18 protein-coding genes and 1 tRNA gene are annotated in these 21,563 nt (G+C 64.4%); 11 read left to right on the forward strand and 8 right to left on the reverse strand.

Annotated elements, in window-relative coordinates; all coding sequences use genetic code 11:
* Positions 1-5 precede the first annotated feature (5 nt).
* On the reverse strand, positions 6-1,178 hold the full coding sequence (cyoA, locus tag QO014_RS17465; protein WP_266350026.1) for a ubiquinol oxidase subunit II: 1,173 nt from the start codon (positions 1,176-1,178) through the stop codon (positions 6-8).
* A 199-nt stretch (positions 1,179-1,377) separates the two neighbouring features.
* Between cyoA and QO014_RS17470 the strand changes: the two genes are divergently transcribed.
* Both QO014_RS17470 and QO014_RS17475 read left to right on the forward strand, forming a co-directional pair.
* Positions 1,378-2,703 carry an MFS transporter gene (locus QO014_RS17470; protein WP_266350027.1) on the forward strand — a complete coding sequence of 442 codons (1,326 nt, stop codon included), beginning with the start codon at positions 1,378-1,380 and terminating at the stop codon, positions 2,701-2,703.
* Positions 2,704-3,171: 468 nt separating this feature from the next.
* Entirely contained in the window at positions 3,172-3,948 is a 777-nt protein-coding gene (locus tag QO014_RS17475) for an SDR family NAD(P)-dependent oxidoreductase (RefSeq protein ID WP_266350398.1), read from the forward strand.
* A 289-nt stretch (positions 3,949-4,237) separates the two neighbouring features.
* Here the strand turns inward: QO014_RS17475 and QO014_RS17480 are convergent, their stop codons facing one another.
* Positions 4,238-5,218 carry a LacI family DNA-binding transcriptional regulator gene (locus QO014_RS17480; protein WP_266350028.1) on the reverse strand — a complete coding sequence of 327 codons (981 nt, stop codon included), beginning with the start codon at positions 5,216-5,218 and terminating at the stop codon, positions 4,238-4,240.
* Between the two features lie 311 nt (positions 5,219-5,529).
* Between QO014_RS17480 and QO014_RS17485 the strand changes: the two genes are divergently transcribed.
* From QO014_RS17485 to QO014_RS17510, 6 genes are all read left to right on the forward strand, one after another.
* Positions 5,530-6,480, forward strand: a complete 951-nt coding sequence (locus tag QO014_RS17485; protein WP_266350029.1) for a substrate-binding domain-containing protein — start codon at positions 5,530-5,532, stop codon at positions 6,478-6,480.
* A 29-nt stretch (positions 6,481-6,509) separates the two neighbouring features.
* Complete coding sequence (locus tag QO014_RS17490) at positions 6,510-7,529, forward strand: ABC transporter permease (protein ID WP_266350030.1); 1,020 nt, start codon at positions 6,510-6,512, stop codon at positions 7,527-7,529.
* Positions 7,530-7,534: 5 nt separating this feature from the next.
* Positions 7,535-8,329, forward strand: coding sequence for an ATP-binding cassette domain-containing protein (locus tag QO014_RS17495; RefSeq protein WP_266350399.1), 795 nt, complete (start codon positions 7,535-7,537; stop codon positions 8,327-8,329).
* A complete protein-coding gene (locus tag QO014_RS17500) occupies positions 8,326-9,924 on the forward strand; it encodes a tannase/feruloyl esterase family alpha/beta hydrolase (RefSeq protein WP_266350031.1) in 1,599 nt (532 codons plus the stop codon). Before QO014_RS17495 ends, QO014_RS17500 begins: the two co-directional genes overlap by 4 nt.
* Positions 9,925-10,027: 103 nt before the next feature.
* Positions 10,028-10,855, forward strand: a complete 828-nt coding sequence (locus tag QO014_RS17505; protein ID WP_266350032.1) for a shikimate dehydrogenase family protein — start codon at positions 10,028-10,030, stop codon at positions 10,853-10,855.
* A 66-nt stretch (positions 10,856-10,921) separates the two neighbouring features.
* The gene (locus QO014_RS17510) at positions 10,922-12,799 is read left to right on the forward strand and encodes a bifunctional sugar phosphate isomerase/epimerase/4-hydroxyphenylpyruvate dioxygenase family protein (protein WP_266350033.1); all 1,878 of its coding nucleotides are present in this window, start codon (positions 10,922-10,924) and stop codon (positions 12,797-12,799) included.
* A 214-nt stretch (positions 12,800-13,013) separates the two neighbouring features.
* Here the strand turns inward: QO014_RS17510 and QO014_RS17515 are convergent.
* From QO014_RS17515 to QO014_RS17525, 3 genes are all read right to left on the reverse strand, one after another.
* Positions 13,014-13,090 (reverse strand) — tRNA-Arg (locus QO014_RS17515).
* Positions 13,091-13,296: 206 nt separating this feature from the next.
* Complete coding sequence (locus QO014_RS17520) at positions 13,297-14,100, reverse strand: SDR family oxidoreductase (protein WP_266350034.1); 804 nt, start codon at positions 14,098-14,100, stop codon at positions 13,297-13,299.
* Positions 14,097-14,429 carry a nuclear transport factor 2 family protein gene (locus QO014_RS17525; protein ID WP_266350035.1) on the reverse strand — a complete coding sequence of 111 codons (333 nt, stop codon included), beginning with the start codon at positions 14,427-14,429 and terminating at the stop codon, positions 14,097-14,099. The genes QO014_RS17520 and QO014_RS17525 overlap by 4 nt, the downstream gene beginning before the upstream one ends.
* An 83-nt stretch (positions 14,430-14,512) precedes the next feature.
* On the opposite strand from QO014_RS17525, the gene QO014_RS17530 reads away from it, so the two are divergent.
* On the forward strand, positions 14,513-14,905 hold the full coding sequence (locus tag QO014_RS17530; RefSeq protein ID WP_266350036.1) for a winged helix-turn-helix transcriptional regulator: 393 nt from the start codon (positions 14,513-14,515) through the stop codon (positions 14,903-14,905).
* Positions 14,906-14,963: 58 nt separating this feature from the next.
* Here QO014_RS17530 and QO014_RS17535 read toward each other — a convergent pair whose 3' ends face one another.
* On the reverse strand, positions 14,964-15,962 hold the full coding sequence (locus QO014_RS17535) for an oxidoreductase (protein ID WP_266350037.1): 999 nt from the start codon (positions 15,960-15,962) through the stop codon (positions 14,964-14,966).
* A 94-nt stretch (positions 15,963-16,056) separates the two neighbouring features.
* Between QO014_RS17535 and QO014_RS17540 the strand changes: the two genes are divergently transcribed.
* A complete protein-coding gene (locus QO014_RS17540) occupies positions 16,057-16,983 on the forward strand; it encodes an AraC family transcriptional regulator (protein WP_266350038.1) in 927 nt (308 codons plus the stop codon).
* Between the two features lie 81 nt (positions 16,984-17,064).
* Here QO014_RS17540 and QO014_RS17545 read toward each other — a convergent pair whose 3' ends face one another.
* Positions 17,065-18,054 carry a tetratricopeptide repeat protein gene (locus tag QO014_RS17545; RefSeq protein ID WP_266350039.1) on the reverse strand — a complete coding sequence of 330 codons (990 nt, stop codon included), beginning with the start codon at positions 18,052-18,054 and terminating at the stop codon, positions 17,065-17,067.
* Positions 18,055-18,752: 698 nt separating this feature from the next.
* Between QO014_RS17545 and QO014_RS17550 the strand changes: the two genes are divergently transcribed.
* Positions 18,753-21,065 carry a glycosyltransferase family 2 protein gene (locus QO014_RS17550; protein WP_266350040.1) on the forward strand — a complete coding sequence of 771 codons (2,313 nt, stop codon included), beginning with the start codon at positions 18,753-18,755 and terminating at the stop codon, positions 21,063-21,065.
* A gap of 198 nt (positions 21,066-21,263) precedes the next feature.
* Here the strand turns inward: QO014_RS17550 and QO014_RS17555 are convergent, their stop codons facing one another.
* Positions 21,264-21,548, reverse strand: coding sequence for a hypothetical protein (locus tag QO014_RS17555; protein ID WP_266350041.1), 285 nt, complete (start codon positions 21,546-21,548; stop codon positions 21,264-21,266).
* Between the last annotated feature and the right edge of the window lie 15 nt (positions 21,549-21,563).

Consider the following 21,563-nt stretch of genomic DNA (forward strand, 5'->3'; position numbering starts at 1 on the left):
GCCGTTCAGGTATTGGATGGCTGGGGCAGCGGATCGATCGCCGAGGTGGTCGATCGCGGATTGAGCATGAAGGACGGCAGCGGCAGGCCGGAGCCGAGGATCGGCGTCGTGCCGATCAGGGCCGGGGTCACCGGCCCGGCGATGCCGGCGGCGGTGCTGTCTTCCGGCGTGCAGATGGCGGCGACATAACTGCGCGCCGGCCCGAGGACGGCACCGGAGCGGGCGAACTGGTCATAGCTGACCGGCATCAGGTTGGGGATGCCGGCAAGCCCGAGCCCGCCCTTGGCGTCGATCGCCATCATGTCGTTCATGCACATCTTTCCGGGCGTGACGCAGCGGTTCAGGATCGCCTTGAACAGATCGGCATCGACCGAACCGTAACGGCGGACCGGAACGTTCTCGCTGGGCTGCTCGAGCGCCGTATATTCGCCGCGACCGAGCTGGTCGGCGCTCGCCTTGAGCGTGCCGATCCAGCTTTCGAAGCCGGCATCGTCCAGGCCATGGAAGGCGAAGTGCATGCCCGAGAAGCCGGAGCCGCTGTAATTGGCCGAGAAGCCCTGATATTCGCCCGCCTCGTTGATGATGGCGTGCAGCTTGGTCTGCATGCCCGGCATCGCATAGATCTGGCCGGCGAGCGCGGGGATATAGAAGGAGTTCATCACCGAGGAGGAGGTGATGCGGAAATTGATCGGCCGATCCACCGGCGCGGCCAGCTCATTGAGCGAGGCGACGCCATATTGCGGATAGATGAAGAGCCATTTCCAGTCGAGCGCCACGACCTCGACATCCAGCGGCACGGCATTGCCGGCCGAGGGATGGACGGATTTGCCAGGCCCGATCGCGCGATAGGGATCGAGCAGGTGCGTTCCCATCCAGGTCAGCGCGCCGAGGCAGATGATGATGAGCAGCGGCGCCGACCAGATCACCAGCTCGAGATGGGTCGAATGCTCCCAATCCGGCTCGTAGCGCGCCGATTTGTTCGAATGACGATAGCGCCAGGCAAAGAGAATCGTCAGCGCCATCACCGGTATGATGATGATGAGCATGAGTATGGTAGATATGACGACGAGGTCGCGCTCCTGCGCGGCCACATGGCCTGATGGATTGAGCACCACGAAGTTGCAGGCACTCAGCAGCAGGGCGAGCGGCAGCAGGGCAAAGATGCGAAAACGGCGCAAGGCACTTTTCGTGAACAAGGCACTTCCAGTCGATCGGACCCGATATGGTTTCGCGTTACGGCTAGCTGCAGCGCAGCAAAAGTGACATTGGACAATTTGCCCAATGCCGCAGCGCGGCATAGCGCGACAAAAGGAACAATGAACACGCCCATCGCCGCCACAGCCAGGCGTCGACGGCCTTGATGAGGGATAAGCCGGCATGAGTGCTCCGATAACGGCACCGTCGTCATTGACGCTTGAACGCGACACGCGGACTTCAGGCGGCCACCATGGAGAAGTCAATCCGGGCGAGATCGCCATCGGCGTCATCATAGGGCGAACGTCGGAATTTTTCGACTTCTTCGTTTACGCCATCGCCTCGGTCGTCGTTTTCCCGAAGCTGGTCTTCCCCAATGTCGATCCGCTGACCGGCACGCTCTATTCCTTCGCGATATTCGCGCTCGCCTTTGTCGCGCGCCCGTTCGGCACGCTGATCTTCACGGCGATCGACCGCGCCCATGGACGCGGGGTCAAGCTGACGATCGCGCTGTTCCTGCTCGGCAGTTCCACCGTCGCGATCGCGTTCCTGCCGGGCTATGAAACGATCGGCTGGTCGTCGGCCCTGCTGCTGGCACTCTTCCGCATCGGCCAGGGCCTCGCCTTCGGCGGCATCTGGGACGGCCTCGCCTCGCTGCTGGCGCTCAATTCGCCGGAACAGCGTCGTGGCTGGTATGCGATGATCCCGCAGCTCGGCGCACCGCTCGGGCTGATCGTCGCGAGCGCGCTCTTCGCCTTCTTTCTCGCCAATCTCTCGGCCGAGGATTTCCTGAGCTGGGGCTGGCGTTATCCCTTCTTCGTCGCCTTCGCCATCAATGTGGTGGCGCTGTTCGCGCGCCTGCGCATCGTGGTGACGCCGCAATATTCGCGCGCCTTCGAAGACCTCGAACTCGCGCCCTCCTCCGTCACCGATACGATCAAGGCCGAGGGCCGCAACGTCGTCATCGGCGCCTTCGCTCCGCTGGCGAGCTTCGCCCTGTTCCACATGGTCACGGTGTTTCCCCTCTCCTGGGTGTTCCTGTTCACGCGCCAGGCACCGGCGCGCTTCCTGGTCATCCAGGTGATCAGCGCGGTCTTCGGCGTCGCGGCGATCGTGATCTCGGGCTATGTCGCCGACCGCGTCGGCCGGCGCAACCTGCTCGCCGTGACGGCGGCCGCCATCGCCGCCTTCAGCGGCTTCGCGCCGCAATTGCTGAATGGCGGTGATGTCGGCGAAGCGATCTTCATGGTCGTCGGCTTCATCCTGCTCGGGCTTTCGTTCGGCCAGTCGTCAGGCGCGGTCGCCTCCAACTTCGCCATGCCCTACCGCTATACCGGCTCGGCGCTGACCTCCGATCTCGCCTGGCTCTTCGGCGCCGGCTTCGCGCCGCTGGTGGCGCTCGGACTGTCCAGCCATTTCGGCCTGATCTCGGCCGGCGCCTACCTGCTCTCCGGCGCGGTCTGCACACTCGTCGCCCTCGCGATGGTCAGCCGCGAACGCGGCGTCTGATCCGGAAAGGGGCCGGCTCGCGCCGGCCCTTTTTCCATCTCTATCGACGTGGTTCTCCCGCCTGCGCGGCCATTTGACGCCAAGGCCGGCGCGGAACGAGCGTGGTTCATCAGCGGCGCCCCTGCCGCCTCAGCGCCCTCCCTGGAGCCAGGCGAACGGCTCCTCATGGGAGCCGCGACGACGGTTCGATGCCCCGCTTTGCTTGCCCCTGAGCGGCGCCAAAGATACCCTCTTTCTACGCCCTGACGATCTGAGCAAGCCGGCGGAATGACGCCGCGCGCCATCACGCGTCGCCGCGCTCCGCGATGCGTTTTCGGAAGAGATCGCACCTCCGCCGGTCTATCGATCCGGGCAGAGCGATCACGCAACACCGACAACCGCAGAGTGGCAGCCCATTTGGGTTGCGCGGGCGCATCCGGCATCGCCGGATCGATCGGCGATCGACAGGCAATGGCAGAGGACCAAATGATGAAGATCGATCTTTCCGGCAAGTCCGCCCTCGTCACAGGCTCGACCGAAGGCATCGGCTTCGCCATCGCGCGGGGACTTCAGGATGCAGGCGCCGATGTCGTCATCAACGGGCGAACGCAGGCCAAGGTCGACGCGGCGCTTGCCCGCCTCGGCGGCACGGCGCGGGGCGTCGCCGCCGATCTCGGGACGGCGGCCGGCGCCGATGCGCTGATCGCGGCGGAGCCTGCCTTCGACATCGTCGTGAACAATGTCGGCATCTTCCAGCCCTCCGATTTCTTCGATACCGACGACGCGGTCTGGGACCAGCACTGGCAGGTCAACGTCATGTCCGGCGTCCGCCTCGCCCGCGCCTATCTGCCCGGCATGGCGGCGCGCGGCTGGGGCCGCATGCTCTTCCTCGGCTCCGAATCCGCCTTCAACATCCCCGTCGAGATGATCCATTACGGCGTCAGCAAGACGGCCGATGTGTCGCTCGCCCGCGGGCTCGCCAAGCGCATGGCCGGCACGGGCGTCACCGTGAATTCAATCCTGCCGGGCCCGACCTTGTCGGAAGGCGTGGCCGGGATGCTGCAGGCCGAGGTTGCGGCCGGCAAGACGCTGGAGCAGGCCGGCGCCGATTTCGTCATCGCGAACCGGCCGTCATCGATCCTCCGGCGCCCCGCGACGGTCGAAGAAGTCGCGAACATGGTGGTCTACATCGCCTCGCCGCTAGCCTCCGCCACCACCGGCGCCGCGCTCCGCGTCGATGGCGGCGTCATCGATTCGCTCGTCTGACCGCAGAACCATCAAAGGCGGCGCGGTTCATCGAGCCGAACCGGCCGTCCCCTCCCATCCCACAAGGAAACGGCCATGAGCCCTCGCATCCTCGTTGTCGGCGGTTCGATCGGCGGCCCTATTCGGAGACAGTGAACGCGTGCCCACGCCGCTGATCGGCGGCTGCGCCGGAGCCTCACCAGCCAGTCGCCGGGATCAAACAGCCCGCGGGAGACATGGCGACGGCACAAGGGTGCCTCCCGCCAGAGATTTCCCATCGAGGGAGCTCTTCTGCAGCGAAATCAACCGTTCAGGCTTCCGGCATTATCGAGCCGCCCCGCTCGATGAAATGGGTTGGAATCCTGACAACACGCGGCGGCGTGGTATCTCCCTGCATGCGCTGCAGCAGGAGGTCGACGGCCGCCAGCCCCATCCGTCGGGAATCCTGGGAGACCACCGTGACGGGCGGCTCGAACAGATCGGCCAGCTCGAAATCGTCATAACTGACGAAGGGCGGGGTGATCTTCCGCTGCCGAAACGCCCAGAGCAATCTCTTGGCCAGAGGGCTCGCACCCGAGAGAAACGCCGTGGGCGGACTGGGAAGCGCCAGCATGGCATCCAGTGCTTCGAGAGCCTGCTGCCGTGTTTCCGGCCATTCCGACACCAAGCGCTCGTCGTAGGAAACTGCAGCGGCGTCCAGCGCGTCGCGATAGCCGCCATGACGCTCAACGCCGGTGTAGTTGTCCAATTTCAGCGAGAAGAACCCGATCCTCCGATGACCGCCGGCAATCAGATACTCGGTCGCGTGCCGCATACCCTCGCGATTTTCCGCCAGCACCACGTCCGTTTCCAGATTTTTGGGCGGACGATCGACGAAGACGATGCTGACGCCGGCCTCGAGCTCGGGACGCATATAGGATTGTTCGACGGTCGACGGCAGCACGATCAGGCCGTCGAAATTGTTCGCGCAGAACGACTCGAAGAACTCGGCCTCCCTTTCGCCGAGACCCATGGTGGAGGCAACCACGAGCCGATAGCCCTTCTCCGCCAGCGCGGCTTCGACGATTTGAGCCAGCGACAGCTGAAACGATTCCGAGATTTCGTAGACCAGCAGACCGACGGTCCGCGACCGGCCGGAGCGAAGGGACGCCGCACCGATGTTGCGACGATATCCAAGCTTGGCGATCGCCGCGTCCACCCGCTCCAGGCTTTCACGCCTGACCGGCTCCCCGTTCACGACCCTTGAAACGGTCTTGAACGCGACTCCGGCTTCGCGCGCCACGTCGATCATGGTGGGCCTTGCGCCGCCGCGGCGAGTGAGCACCGATAGTCTCCCGTCGAACCTGTCGCCTGTGCCTTAAGCGAAGATTCGCACGAAGTCGCGCGCGATGTAAACAGGCCGCGACGGCGACGGCGCCACCCGCCATTCAAGCCGGACGGTTCCGGGCTTGACGCCCGCCGCGATTCCGCGCATTGATTAATAGCTAAGTGACAACGTTGTCAGTTTCCCGCAGGGTAGGAGCTTTCGCGGGATCCAAGGACAGAGGGAGGACTTTCATGTTGAGAATGGGACGTGTTTTGTCGGCCGTGGCGATTTCTGCCATGGCAATTCTGGTGAGCGGTGCATCAAGAGCCGCAGATGATTCCGAGAACAAGATCTCAATCATCAATGTATCCGGAGGGCTTGGCTTCCCCTACTTCCAGCAGATCAAGGCTGGCGCGCAAGCCGCGGCGAAGGATCTTGAGGTCGACTACCAGTTTGTTACTGGCCCCAATACGGTCAGCACCGAATCGGATTTCGTCCAGGTCATCAGGCAGTCGATCGCGCGGAAGCCGTCGATCATCATCCTCGATGACTTCTTCCCGGACGCCATGGATCCGCTCGCCAAGCAGGCGGTCGCCGACGGGATCACCGTGCTGATGCAGGGTGATGGTCGCTCCTCGGTCGCCAAAACCGGTGCGATGGGCTATGTCGGGGCCGACCCCGAGATGATCGGCAAGCTCATGGGTGACGGCGCCGTCAAGGCCGGCGTCAAGCACGGCCTTTGCGTCATCCAGACCGCGGGCAATCCGGTCCTCGAGGGCTATTGCGCCGGCTTCGCAAAAGGCGTGGAGCAGAACGGCGGCAAGTCCGATACGCTGACGATCCCGAACCAGGATGCCAACAACGACGCGAACATCACGCGCGATATTCAAGCCTATCTGGTCAACCATCCCGAAGTCGACGGCCTCTACAACACGTCGTCGACGGCCGCGATCGACGGGCTGAAGGCGATCAAGGCTGCCGGTTTGGACGGCAAGGTGCAGAGCTTCGTTTCTGACAACAGCGCTCAGGTCCTGCAGGCAATCGTCGACGGCAAGATAGCGCTCGCGCTCGACAATCAGCCCTATCTCCTCGGCTACAGCTCTGTCGTCGCCGCAGTCATGCATGCCCGCTACGGCTTCGACCAAGCAGCGCCGCAGATCACCGGACCGGTCGAGATCACCAAGGCCAATGTCGAGGCGATCCTCGAGTCGATCAAGAAGTATCCCGGCGTCCGGGGCGCGCTCTAGGAATTGCCCCGGAGAGAAAGGCTATGTCCATGACTGCAACCGCGTCACGGGCGATCGGTCCAAGCGCGAACAGCCGCCCCCTGTGGGGGCGGCTCGTCCGCCGGCCTGAGCTCGCTGCAGCCATCGTCTTCATCATCGTCTATTCATTCTTCACGATCATCGCGAAGGGCCAGAACTTCATGACGCTGCAGGGGACGGCAGCGTGGCTCGCCTCTGCCGCCGAACTCAGCGTCGTGGCCATTCCGGTCGCGCTTCTGCTCATCGCGGGGGAGTTCGACCTGTCGATCGGATCGATGATCGGTTCGAGTTCGATCATCATCGCCATCAGCTCCAGTACTTTCGGCGTTCCCCTCTGGCTATCCGTGCCAATGGCGCTGACGTGCGGCGGGCTGGTCGGCGCGTTCAACGGCTATGCCGTCGTCAGGACTGGCCTGCCGTCTTTCATCGTCACCCTGGCCACCTCTTTCATCCTTCTCGGCGGCACGCTCGGCATATCGACTGCGATCATGGGAACCAGCACTGTATCCATGACGCAGGAGAGTTGGGTCCGCACCGCGCTCGCCTCGGACTGGAACAATTTCCCGGTCGTCATCCTGTGGGCCTTCGCGATCGCCCTCGTCGCCTGGTGGGTGCTCGCCCGGACGAAATATGGACCATGGATCTACGCCACGGGCGGCAATCGCGAGGTCGCACGCGCCGCCGGCGTCTCTGTGAACGGCGTCAAGATCGCCCTGTTCATCGCCGTCGGCGTCTTCGCAGCCTTCATAGGCGCGATCCAGACCATGGAATTCAACGGCGGCAACGCGGCCAACGGCCAAGGCTACACCTTCCAGGCTCCGATCGTCGCGGTCATCGGCGGCGTCCTGCTCTCGGGCGGCTACGGCACGGTGCTCGGCGTCGTCATCGGCACGGCAATCTATGCGATCATCTCGCTCGGCGTTTTCTATACCGGGTGGAATACAGACTACATCCAGCTTTTTCTTGGCGTTCTCCTTCTGATCGCCGTAGCTGCAAACAGCGCGCTCCGTCGCATTGCGCTATCGAGGTGACCATCATGGCTTTGATCGAACTCCGGTCGGTATCGAAGCGCTTCGGGCCGGTTCGCGCGCTGACCGACATCTCGCTCATCGTCGAGCCGGGCGAGGTACATTGCCTGCTCGGCGACAATGGTGCCGGTAAATCGACTTTGATCAAGATCCTGTCGGGATTTCACGCCCCCAGCAGCGGAGCGATCCTGGTCGGAGGCGAGCCGCACCAGTTCGGCAGCCCGCGCGACGCGCAGGCAGCAGGCATCGCGACGGTCTATCAGGATGCCGGGTCCGTGCCGCTGATGAGCGTCACCTCCAATTTCTTCCTTGGCAATGAACTGACCAAGGGTCGTGGGCTCTTCACGCGGGTGGACCGGAAGCGTTCCGACGAAATTGCGCTCGGGGAACTGCAGAAGCTCGGAATCACCCGCGTGCGCGACGGCAGCCAGCTGGTCGGCACCCTGTCCGGCGGGGAACGGCAGTCGCTCGCCATTGCCCGCGCCCTGCATTTCGGCGCCAGGGTGCTCATTCTCGATGAGCCCACGTCGGCGCTCGGCGTCAAGGAAGCGGGTGTCGTTCTGAGACTCATGGATCAGGCGCGCGCCCGGGGTGTCGGCATCGTGTTCATCACGCACAATGCCCACCATGCCCTCAGCATCGGCGATCGCTTCACCGTCCTGATCCAGGGCGAGGTGGCGGCGCAGTTTCTGCGCGGCCAGAAGTCGCGCGAGGAAGTCCTCAACCTGATGGCTGGGGGCGAGGAACTGGAATCGCTCGGCCTTGAACTTGAGCAGTTTGCTGCCGCCGTGGACGCTCGATGACCGTGATGATGGAATCCCTGCGTCGGACCAGCTTGCTGATCGAACCGACGGCGCTTGTCGGCGAGCGGATCGTCTGTGGCGATCGGGTCGTGGTCCGGGTCGAGAGCGCCAAGGCCGTTTCGGCCGATGCGCTCGGTCCCTCAGGATGGGACCTCTGCGGCACCGTAGCGCCCGCGGTGCGCTTCAGGTCGAGGGTCCCGGCAGAGGGCTGGTCGGGGCGCATGCTCATGGTCGGGCAAGGCGGATATGCCGGCAAGACATCTTTGGACCTGTGGACCAGCGCCAGGGCGATGCAACCGGCGATCGCTGGCGGCGGCTTTGCGATTGTCACGCATGATTCGGGTCACTTCTCTCCGCCTGAACCCGATGCCGACGGCCTTTGGGCGCTCGGCAATCCCGCCGCTATCGCCGATTTCGCCTACGCGGCTGGCCACCGTGTCGTGATCGCCACACGACGGATCCTGGAGCGGCTCTATGGCCGAATGCCTGATCGCGCCTATTTCATCGGCTGCTCGGCCGGGGGGCGCTCCGGGCTGGTGCATGCGCAGCGCTTCCCCGAAGACTTCGACGGCATCGCCTGCGAGGCGCCGAACATCGACATGGTCGCAACCAATACCGCGTGGCATGCTTGGAACGTGCGGTCGAATCAGACGGAGGAGGGCCATCCGATCCTCACCTCCGACGTGCTCCCGGCGATCCATGAGGCCGTGATGGACGCCGCCCGTGCGGCCGATCCGGAGGTCGTCGACCTCATCCTCGATCCCAGGACGGTCAGGTTCGACGCGGTGCAGCTCACCGGACCGAACCAATATGGCATCCGGCTCACCTCCGAGCAGGCGGCAGCCGTCAACCGGCTGCATGACGGGCCGCGCGACGAGAATGGCCGTCTTCTTCATCCTGGCGGTCTCGTCCATGGGTCGGAGCTCGGATGGGCCGGAAACGCCGTACTGCAGCCGGGCGAAGCCTTCTCGATGGAATCGAGCATGGACGCACGCTATTCGACGGAGTTCCCCGATTATATGGCCTCTCTCGATGGGCCCACCGGGATCACCTATCGGAACATGACCTTCTCCAGCGCCGAGTTCGAGCGGCTGGATGAATTGGCCGCAATCTACGATCCGACGGATCCCGATCTCGGCGGTCTCGCTCAAAGAGGTTCGAAAGTCATCCTGTGGCAGGGTTGGGCGGATCCGTCGGTTTCTCCGCATTCGACCCTCAATTACTTCCACGCCGTGCATAATCATGCCTCGGATGATCCCGACGACTATCTCGCACTCTTCATGGTCCCTGGTGCGTTTCACTGCGGCTATGGTCCGCGGGCGCTAAGCAGCGATTATCTCACGCCGCTAATCGCGTGGGTCGAACAAGGCATCCGCCCGGAACGGCTCGAGGTGGCCGATCTTGCAATCGCAGGTTCCCGCGACCTCAAGTTCACAGTGCGCCGTTTCCGGCCCGATCCGCAAGCGTCCGCGCCATGGGCAGACTGGGCCGGCGCGCATCACTATCGCCCCGGGTCGTCCGCCACGACGATCATGCTGGAGGCTCGCCTTGGCCGCGACAGGTCCGACGGCGACGAAAGCGGCACGACCGACTGATACCGGCCGGCTGCCGGACGGGAGGCCCCCCTGCTCCGACAGGCGGCCGCCCATTCCGGTGCCGGCGATCTGCGACGCGGAAACCCTGCGTGAGGATGAACGAATGCAACCGGTGCCGACGATTACGGGAACCACACGCTTCATCTCCCTGCTCGGGCATCCGACCGACCAGGTGCAGTCGCCCAAGCCGGTGAACGCTTGGTTTGTGAGCCATCAGGTCGACGCGGTCATGATCGCCGTCGACATCCTTGCCGACGGCGTGTCGCACTTTCTCGAAGCCATGCGGCGCACGGAGAACTGCGCGGGAATCTCCGTCACCATGCCGCACAAGCAGGCGGCCTATGCGCATGCGGACCGACTGACGGATCGCGCCAGGCTGGCCGGCGCCGTCAACATCATGCGGCGCGATGCCGACGGAGCGTTGACCGGCGACATGGTCGACGGGCAGGCCATGATCATGGCCCTCACGGCGCACGGCGTCGCTGTCGCCGACAAAGTGGCCCTGGTGGTCGGAGCCGGCGGGGCGGGAGCCGCGATCAGTCATGCCCTGGCCGAAGCCGGCGCGCGGGCACTCGTCCTCATCGAGCGGGATGGCGCTCGGCTCAAGGGTCTCAGGCGGCAGATCGCCACGCGATATCCCGAAATTCCGATCCATGACGCGCTTCCGGACGGGCTGTCGGTCAACATCGCGATCAACGCCTCGCCGGTCGGCATGCGCGCCGGCGACCCGTATCCGTTTCCCCTGTCGCGCCTGTCGAACGCGCAGATCATCGCCGACGCGGTGACCAAGCCGTCCGTGACGCCATGGCTGCAGGAGGCGCAAAGACTCGGCCTGAAGACACAGGCGGGCGCCGCGATGACGCTCGCTCAGCTGCCGACCCAGCTGGAATTCTGGGGCATTCGGCCAGGATCGACGATCGATCCGGCATGAAGCGGCGGCAGACGCTGCCTGGCGCGACTCGAACATATGCGAACTCGATCGTGGATCGGATCAGTCATGAAGACCTCTATCGCTACCGTGTCCATCAGCGGCGATCTCGCGGAAAAGCTGCAGGCCATCGCGGCTGCGGGCTTCGACGGCGTCGAGATATTCGAGACTGATTTCCTCACCTTCAATGGATCGCCGCGCGAGGTCGGCCAGATGGTCAAGGATCGCGGCCTGGAGATCACCGTCTTTCAGCCTTTCCGCGACTTCGAGGGACTGCCGGAGCCACACCGCACGCGTGCTTTCGATCGTGCCAAGCGCAAATTCGACCTGATGGCCGAACTCGGCACCGATCTGATGCTGGTCTGCTCGAGCGTTTCGCCCCTGGCGCTTGGCGGCATCGATCGCGCCGCGGCGGATCTGCACGAGCTCGGCGATATTGCGGAGCGCATGGGGATGCGGATCGGCTACGAGGCGCTGGCATGGGGACGTCACGTCAACGATCATCGCGACGCCTGGGAGATCGTACGGCGGGCCGACCATCGGTATGTCGGGCTGGTTCTCGACAGTTTCCATACCTTGGCCCGAAGGATCGACCCCGACACGATCCGTTCCATCCCGGGCGACAAGATCTTCATCGTGCAACTCGCCGATGCGCCGATGATCGACATGAACTTGCTCTCCTGGAGCCGGCACTTCCGGAACATGCCCGGCGAAGGCGATCTGAACGTCGTCGACTTCATGCGGGCGGTGGTTGCAACCGGCTATGACGGACCGCTTTCGCTCGAAGTCTTCAACGACCAGTTCCGTGGCGGTTCGCCCGGGACCATCGCGATCGACGGCCATCGCTCGCTTGTCTATCTCATGGACCAGGTCCGCCGCGCTGAACCGTCGCTTGCAGTCGGTACGCCGGCCCTGCCCGAGCGTGGCGAGGTGGAGGGCGTCGAGTTCATTGAATTCGCCGCCGACGACGCCGATGCCGAGCGGCTCGGACGCGCGTTCAAGCAGATGGGTTTCGCGCGGGCCGGGCGCCATCGCTCCAAAGACGTCACGCTCTACCGTCAGGGCGACATCAACCTGATCGTCAACACGGAGCGCGAGGGGCTGGCACATTCGGCCTATATCACCCACGGCACGTCGGCCTATGCGATCGGCCTGCGCGTCGCCGACGCCTGCGGAACCATCGAGCGCGGGGTTGCGCTGGGCGCCCAGTCGTTCAGCCAGCCGGTCGCGGCCGGCGAGCTGATGATCCCCGCGATACGCGGTCTCGGCGGTGGCATCATCTATTTCGTCGACCAGCGAAGCGATCTCGGGCGCCTTTGGGACGTCGATTTCGTCACCGCGCCGCCGGAACCCGGGTTCGGGCTGACACGGGTCGATCATATCGCCCAGACGACCGATTATGGCGAGATGCTGACCTGGCTGCTCTTCTATCAGTCGATCCTCGCCGTTCGGAAGAGTCCCATGGTGGATGTTCTTGATCCGGGAGGGCTCGTGCGGAGCCAAGCCATCGAGAATGAAAGCGGCACGCTGCGCCTGACGCTCAATGGGGCGGACAACAGCCGCACGCTTGCCGGCCGCTTCATTACCGCGACATTCGGCTCGGCCGTCCAGCATCTGGCCTTTGCAACAGACGACATCTTCGCTTCGGCTGAGGCGATGCGACAAGCAGGATTCGACAGCCTGCCGATATCCGAGAACTACTATGACGATATTGCCGCACGATTTGGTCTGGACGATGAGTTCATCGGCACGCTGAAGCGCCTGCACATTCTCTACGACCAGGACGGGACGGGAGAGTTCTTCCAACTCTACAGTCGGACGTCGGACGCAGGGTTCTTTCTCGAAGTAGTGCAGCGTTCCGGTGGATATCAGGGCTATGGAGCCGTCAACGCACCGTTCCGAATCGCCGCGCAACGCTGGACAATGCCCCCCGGGCCGTCCGATTGACGCCCGCACAATGCGCTGGCCTCTCTGGCATCGTCCTGCGGATACGCTTTGATCCCGGCCCCGGCCAGCAGAACGACATGACGCCACCAGCAATTTGGCTGGATCACACTGGACGTGATCGGACCAAGCTACATTCGAAAGAAACGATGAATGGCTGAAAACCGCTGAAAACTTCGCTCCAATAGCCCACAGCAAACAGCGCTGGATCGGAATGTGGTGTCCCGGAAGGGATTCGAACCCCTGACCTACGGTTTAGGAAACCGTTGCTCTATCCTGCTGAGCTACCGGGACTGAAGCTGGTGGTCTTCAGCGTCTCGCCGGCACGCGGCGCGGCCGGAGACCATAGGCTTATGGTCCGAATCGCATCGCCGTTTCAAGAGCGCAGACGGAGGAAGTGCATTGGTCCCCGGCCTCGACGCGGTGACGAGCCCCTCCCCTCGCCGCCTTCGCGTCAGGCGGCAAGAGGCGAGACCGCGCCCGTGCGGCGCGGCGAGCCGTCAGACGGTCGGGATCGTGCCGCCGTCGATGACATACTCCGCGCCGTGAATCGAGGCGGCACGGTCCGAGGCAAGAAAGGCGACCAGTTCCGCGACTTCTTCCGGCCAGGCCGGTCGGCCGATCGGAATGCCGCCCAGCGCATCCATGATGCTCTGCCGGGCCGCCTCCGCGTCGATCCCGCCGCTCTGCGCGATCCGCGCCACGAGATGATCCGCGGCCGAGGTCCTGATCCAGCCGGGCGAGACCGTGTTCACGCGCACGCCCTTCGGACCGAGTTCCTTCGACAGCGCCTTGCTGTAGCTCGCCAGCGCCGCCTTGGCCGCCGCATAGGCAATCGTCGATTCATGAAGCGGCAGGCGGCGCTGGATCGACGCGACATGGATGACCACGCCCGAACCGCGCGCGATCATTCCCGGCACCAGCAGGCGGTCGAGACGGACGGCGGCGAGCAGGTTGAGATTGAGCTCGTCCTGCCAGAAGGTCTCGGTCGCGGCGGCAAAGCCTCCGCCCGGCGTACCGGATCCGCCGAGCGTGTGCACGATGATGTCCACGCCGCCAAAGGCCGATTCGACCGCATCGGCCAGGCTTTCGATACCCTGGCGTGTCTTGAGGTCTGCCTCCACGAACAGTTCGTCCACCACGCCGCTCTCCGGCGCACGCCGCGCACTGGTGGCCGTGCGTGCACCGGCGGCGCGAAAGCGCTGCGCGATCGCAGCACCGGCGCCCTTGGTTCCGCCGGTCACGAGGACGCGGCGGCCGGAGAACTCGGCCGGGTCGATCTTGAAGGGAAGCGGCGCGGTCACGAGCCGATCTCCAGTTCGGCGATCCGCTCGCCCTCGAGCGTGAAGACGAAGCCGATCGCGATCGGGCTGCCCGGAAAATTGCCCGAGACGCTGGCGCGGACCTTGATCCTGCCCCCCGCTTCGGCGGCAAAGCCCGTCACATCGGCCCGGTCGTCATATCGAACCGTTGTTTCCTCCATCCAGGCGGCGATGGCCGCCTGTCCTTCATGGCGATGTCCCTCGTCGCGGACGACTGCGGACGGAACGAAGGCGGAAATAGCTGTGGCATAGTCGCGGGCATTCTTCCCCGCGAAGTAACGCGCGATCGGCGCAGGCAGTGAAACAGTCATGCTCGGTCTCGTCAGTGCTGATGTCGGGAGGGCGCCGTTGGAGGGCGCTTGTTCACGAGCCAAGGTGGCGGCATACTGAAGACATGACAAGAACCGACGAAAAAGTAAGGTACTTACCCGATAGTAAGGACCGGTACCCCACGCCCGGTGCCGGCGCGGCCGGCGTCGAGGACGCCCTGCGCATGCTGGAGGGGCGATGGAAGCTGGTCATTCTCTTCCACCTCTTCGGCGGCAGGACGTTGCGCTTCTCCGAACTCGAGCGCGCCATTCAGGGCATCTCGCAGAAGATGCTGATCCAGCAGCTTCGCCAGATGGAGGAGGACGGCATTGTCCGCCGCATCGTCCACCATCAGGTTCCGCCAAAGGTGGAATATTGCCTGACCGCGTGGGGACAGGCGCTCTGCCCGGCGCTGGACGCATTGCTGACTTGGGCCGACAGCAAGCCGCCTGCCGGAGAGGCGACCGAGCCACGGTGATGTCGGCGCGAGACTGGCCGGAGGGCTGGGCGCCATCCGGTTGTCGCGTGAGCCATGCTCATAACGTCGCTCCGGTCATGGCTTCGCTCACGCTCCAGAGCCGTTCGGCGGATTGCGGATCAACGGCATAGGGCGCCACGCCTATCCGGCGCGCCCCCATCCCTTCCAGCGCGAAGGAGACGCCACCGTCCAGAACCTCGGCAATATCGGCGTTCGCACAAAACACGCCGCCCTTGCCGTCCAACTGCGGGCTGACGGCGCACCAGAGCTGGGTCGCCGCGCCCTGCGGCACGGACTTCATGTCCCGGTCCGGATCGATGACGGGTTCTCCCGCCTGATCGAGATTGCCGGCCGCCTGCAATTGCTGGGTCGAGAGGTGCCTGGCGAGCCCCGTGACGATGCCGCCCGGATGAAGCGAGAAGGCGCGCACGCCATGCTCGCGGCCACGACGGTCGAGCTCCACCGCGAACAGGGCGTTGGCGGTCTTCGACTGCCCATAGGCGCTCCACGCATCATAGGCGCGGGCCTCATAGTTGATGTCGTCCCAGGCGATGTCTGAGAAGAGATGGCCCAGCGACGAGACGGAAACAACACGGGCGCCACCGGCGCGCTTCAGCGCGGGCCAGAGGCCGGCTACGAGCTGAAAATGCCCGAGATGGTTGGTCGAGAACTGCATTTCATGGCCACGGGAATCGCGCGTGAGTTCTGGCAGAGCCATGATCCCGGCGCTGTTGACCAGGATGTGCAGCGGCAATCCGGACTGGACGACGCCACGCGCGAACGCATCGATCGAGGCCGGAACGGTCAGGTCCATCGGCCGGACCTCGATCCCGCCGCCGATCTCGGCCACGGCCAGACGGGCGCGATCGACATTGCGGGCCGGAACGATGACCCGCGCACCGGCTGATGCGAGCGTGCGCGCCGTCTCCAGCCCGAGACCTGCATATCCGCCGGTGACGATGGCGAGCTTGCCGGTCAGATCGATCCCCCGAATGACGTCGAGGGTCGTGCTATGGGCGCTGAAACCCGATCCGATCGGGTGCTGAGGGGTGTTCATGGCGCTGTCTCCGGTTTCCATGGCTTGGATGTACGGAGCCGTCATCGTACTTTGAATGCGTATTCGTTCTGATTTTCTTCGCGAAAGTTCTAAGATGCGCCGCGATCCCCTTTCCGAGATCCTCGAGATGATCGATGCCCGAACGGTCTATGCCGGGGGCTTCATTGGCGGCGGCAACTGGGCGATCCGTTTTCCACCGCCGGAGAAGATCAAGTTCTTCGCCATAGCGCGGGGCCGCTGCCTGCTCCTGGTGGAGGGCATCGACGAACAGTTCAGGCTCGGCACGGGCGATGTCTTCCTGCTCACGAAGAATGTCGCCTTCACGGTTGCCAGCGATCTCTCCATGCAGCCCTTGCCGGCGGCGGAGGTCTTCGCCAATGCCGATACGACGATCATCTCCGTCGGCGAGGGCGACGACTTCCTGTTCCTCGGCGCCCATCTCGATACCGACCAGGCGGGCGGGCGGCTGATGATCGAGAGCCTGCCAGACGCACTCCATCTGCCGGCGGGAGAGAACGATGCGGGGCGGTTGAGGACGCTCGTCACCGAACTGGTCCAGGAGGCGGCGTCGCGCGCGCCGGGGGCGGAGATCGCCTGCGCCAGCCTCGCGCAATTGCTGATGATCCAGATCCTGCGGCGCCATCTCTCCGGCGGCGCGCAAGTCGAGGCCGGCTGGCTTCGGGCGGCCTGCGATCCCCGGCTGGTGCCGGCGCTGTCGCTCATGCATGCGAACCCCGCCCACGCCTGGACACTGCCCGAACTCGCGCGCGCCTCGGCCATGTCGCGAACGGCCTTCGCGACCTATTTCAAGAGTGTCGCGGGCATGCCGCCGCTGACTTATCTGACAGAGTGGCGTATGCGCCAGGCCGACCGCGCGCTGAAGAAACCGGGAAGCTCGGTGGCGCGCGTCGCGCAGGCGGTCGGCTATGGTTCGGAGGCCGCATTCAGCACCGCCTTCAAGCGCGTCATGGGGCGCTCGCCACGGCGTGACCGGAGAATCGGGGCGGACCCGACCCTATAGGGACGCAGCCCGATCAACGACCCGCGACGCGACGACGGCTCCAGCAGGAGCCGTCGTGCGGGAACGGTTGCCCTTCGTGGATTATTGAACGGCCGGCGTCGTCGTGGCGGGGGCAGGCTTTGTCGAGGCGGCAACCGGGTTGGTCGCGGCCGCTGCCGGCTTGGCTGCGGCAGGCTTGGCCGCATCCGTTGTGGCGCTCGCGGCAGAGCCGCCGAGTGCCTTGATCCGTGCCTTGACCGAATCCGGCGCGTCGGGCTGGGCGGCGGCGAGGCGGTAGTAGCGCAGGGCTTCTTTGCGGTTCGCCTTGACGCCTTTGCCGCTTTCGAGCAGCGCCGCATAGGCCGCCTGCGCCGAGCCGTTGCCCTGATCGGCCGACGCCTTCAGCAGCGCCGCGGCCGCCCGGCTGTTCTGCTTCACGCCCTGACCCGAAAGATACAATTCGCCGAGCCTGAGCTGGCTCCACGCATTCCCCTGGTCCGCCGATTTCTGATAAAGTTCTACAGCCTTCGGCACGCTTTTCGTGACACCCTCGCCCGCAAAATACTTGTCACCGAGATTATACTGGGCCCAGGCATTTCCGAGCGCCGCGGCTTTTTCGTACAGTTTGAGGCTTTCCACCGCATTGGCCGGCAGGCCTGCACCGGAATCGAGCACCTTGGCGAGGCTGTAAACGCCCCATGGATTGTCCTGAGCCGCAGATTTCTGGAACAGGGCCGCTGCCTGCTTGTCGTTCTTCTGGACGCCGGAGCCCGATGCGTAGAGCGCGCCAAGACTGTACTGGGCCCAGCTATTGCCCTTGGAAGCCGACCATTTGTACCATTTGGCGGCCTCCCTATAGTCCTGCTTGACGCAGGTGCCCGCCTCGTAAAGCTTGCCCATGTTCAGCTGGCCCCAGGCATCGTTCTTGTCGGCGGCCATGCGATAATAGGCGAGCGCATGGAAGCAATCGCCCGCCGCCAGCGCGCGGTCACCGGCCTCATTCGGGCCGGCGAACGCCGATCCGCAGGACCCACCCAGAATTGCCGCCGCGAGAATCAACATCCTGTGGCAGCTAAGCTTTTGCGCGGTCATTCGCCGCCTCCCCTGTTTCGACCTGAGCCCGAGTTGACCCTCTCATACCGGGCAAGGCCGGAGCGGTGCCATATCGAGGACTGCGGATTTCGATTGGCGCGCGATACGGGCTGCGATCGTGACTGAAACGCCACAGTCCCCAAACCAAACGATGGCGCGCCCCGTCGAAGCGCCGCCTTGTAGGGGTGGAGAGGTCGCATGACGTTGCGTGCCCGAGAAGCGGCGGGTATCTTTGAGACCGCAGTGAAATTGAGAGATGGCTGAGTCTCGCGACGTTAGCGCCATGCGGAGGGGGCTCCGCGCGGTGTGTTTGGGCGGGAGCATCTTTCGGGGGACGGGGGTCCACATCTTGGGTTGTCGCAATGCGTCTGGTGCCGCCACGGTGCCGTTTGAACAGACCAGATCCTACGGGCGCAGTGTCGCCCTGACTTCACTTCTTAGCCGGATCAACTTTACCGAACTCGTCGTCGCGCCCGCTGGATGAGGGTTGGCGGATGATGTGGTGGCCCTCCGGGGCGCGCCACTCATCCGCGTGGTTCCAAGCCACAAATCCACACGCGGCCCGCTGGATGCCTGTCATCCGTCCAGCGATGTGAGTCTCAGGACGGCCTCGCGGCACGTCTTTCGGTAGTGTTGCAATGCATCGATCAGCGCCCATCGCGCGAAATCCTCTCAAACGGCTGATCCCCAGCGAGCCCATGCGGGTTCTCGTTCTGCTGGTCATTTCCGTTATCTGCTTCAGCGCCCTTGGCCTCCATCTGCATCTGAACGTCGAGATGCAGCTGATTGATCGCGTCCTCTATTACGGATTGCTGATCGGACTCTTCTATTGCTGCATTTCCTACCAGGTCAGCCGGTACGGATCGGCCAGCCGTGCCGCCCTGCATCGTTCGTTCGACGACGAAGAAGTCGACTATCTTCTCTCTCCCGATGCGCCGACAATCACCATCCTGATCCCCTCCTACCGGGAGGAGAAGCGCGTCATCATCATGACGATGCTCTCCGCGGCAATCGCGCGCTATTCGAACCGCCGCATCGTTCTGCTCGTGGACGATCCGCCGAAGGATCGCGCTTCGATCTCCAACACGCTTGCAGCCGTGGCCGAAGTGCGCCGGATCATCGCGACCCCGATGACCGCGTTTCGGTCCGAGCGCGACGCCTGGTACCGCCGCTATGACGCGGGCAAGATCGGACTGCGCTACGAGGCGGAGCGGCTTGCGCTGAACTATCGGCGCGCCGCGCTCTGGCTCGAGGGACGGGCCCGCGACTTCGAGGCCGATATCGCGCCCGAATTCGTGCATGTCGACAGCTTCTTCATCGAGCGCATCGTGCGCGACCTCGCGCGCCACTACCACCGCGTCTCGGAAGCGATCGCCAAGCGTCCGCTGACGGTCGACGAGATCGATGGCGAGTATGAGCGGCTGGCGTCGCTCTTCTGCGACGACATCACCAGCTTCCAGCGCAAGGCCTTCGACAACCTTTCCCATGCGCCGAACAAGGCGATGAACCTCAACGCCTATATCGGCCTGATGGGCGGCTCCTATGTCGTGCGCCAGTCGGGCCGGCAGCGCTTCTTCGAGCCGTCCGCGCCCTCGCCCGAGAGCATCGCGATTCCCGGCTCGACCTATGTGCTGACGCTCGACGCCGACAGCGTCATCCTCGGCGACTACATGCTGCAGCTCGCCCATGTGCTGGAGAGCCACCCCCGCCGCGGCGTCGCGCAGACCCCCTATCTCGCCTTCCCGAACAGCCGCGAAGTGGTCGAGCGGATCGCCGGCGCCACGACCGACATTCAATATCTGATCCATCAGGGCGCGACCTTCTACAATGCGTCCTACTGGGTCGGTGCCAATGCGCTGATCCGCTTCGAGGCGCTGGAGGATATCCGCCGCGAACAGGTCGAGGGCCACAAGACGTGCCCGGTCTACATCCAGGACGAGACCGTGATCGAGGATACGGGCTCGACCATCGATCTGCTCAACGCGGGCTGGGCGGTGCACAATTTCTTCGCGCCGCTCGCCTATAGTGCGACGCCCGGCGATTTCGGCGCGCTTGCCATCCAGCGCAAACGCTGGAGCAATGGCGGGCTGATCATCTTCCCGATGCTGCTGCGGCAGTTCCTGGGCTCGCCCGGCCGGCTGCGCCGCCTGCCGGAACTGACATTGCGCTCGCATTATCTGCTGTCGCCGCTGATCGGCAATGCTGCCGTTTTCACCCTGATGGTGTGGGCGAGCAAGGACGGACGCGCCCTGATCTGGACGCCCTTCGTCATGATCCCGTATTTCCTGCTCTACGGGACCGACCTCAAGAAGCTCGGCTATCGCATTCGCGATCTCTTCGCCGTCTGCTCGCTCAATCTCATGCTGCTGCCGGTGAGCTTTGCCGGCATCGCCGCATCGATCCGCCAGGTGGTGACGGGTCGCAAGGGAAGCTTCTCGCGCACGCCGAAAGTCGCGAACCGCACCTTCGTCCCGCCCTACGCCTTCCTGTTCAACAGCTTCATGCTGACGCTCATGTCCATCTATGTCGTGCAGGGCATGCTTGCGCGTGAATATCTGGGCACGATCATCCCGGCGGCCAACGTCACGCTCTACTTCTATGGCCTGCATCGCTTCATCGGCTTCCGCAACGGCGTTTCCGATCTCGTGCTCAGCCTGCGCACGCGTCTCGCCGATGCGATGGAATGGCTGCCCGCAATATCCTTCGCGCCGTTCGCCGGACGGCGCGGACGGCTTGCGGGCGTGGCCCTCGTCTCCAGCGTCCTGATCCTGACGCCGCACCATTTCGGCGCGACGGGCGCCTCGACGGACGTGGCCTCGGCGCGCGGTATGCGCCCCGTCGGCCCAGCGAGTTTCACGACGACACCAGCCGACGCGTCCATGGGAATGCGCGGCACGATCGTGCCGGGCGGATCGACGGCATCTGTTCCTTCAGATGCCGGTTCGTTGGCACTCATTGATACCAATTTCGGGGATCCCACCCTCAAGGCCGGCGGGGTCCTGCAGAAATGACGACGACAAGACGACGATCGACAAAGCGAACCATGGCCGATCCCGGCCCGGTGCGTCGCGATCAGACTGAATTGGTGGCGCATTCGCGCCGACTGGAATGCCAGAGAAAATGGGCATCCGCGCCGAACGGAACGTTCGTCGCGAGGGAAGACCGGGGGACGCAATCTTGAAGTCAGAGGTCGAGTTGAGTGGTGTCATTCACCAGCCGGCGCAGTCACGCACCGCATTCCGGTCGGGCCGAAGCTGGCGCCAGACCTTGCTGTGCAGCGCAGCGCTGAGCACGGCGATGCTGGCATCGGGCGGCGACGCCTGGGCGGCCTGCAGCACGTTCGGATTGACAGTCTTCTGCGGCGGTAACGTTTCCTCGGGCATTTCCGTATCCGGACCGCGCAACACGCTGAATGTCGGTTTCGTAGGAACGGACATCACCCCGGCCTCCGGCGTCGACGGTATCAAATTCACGTCGAACGGCGCGATCAACATCAACAGCTTCCTCGG

It is taken from the genome of Kaistia dalseonensis, assembly GCF_030814715.1.
Classification (GTDB): domain Bacteria; phylum Pseudomonadota; class Alphaproteobacteria; order Rhizobiales; family Kaistiaceae; genus Kaistia; species Kaistia dalseonensis.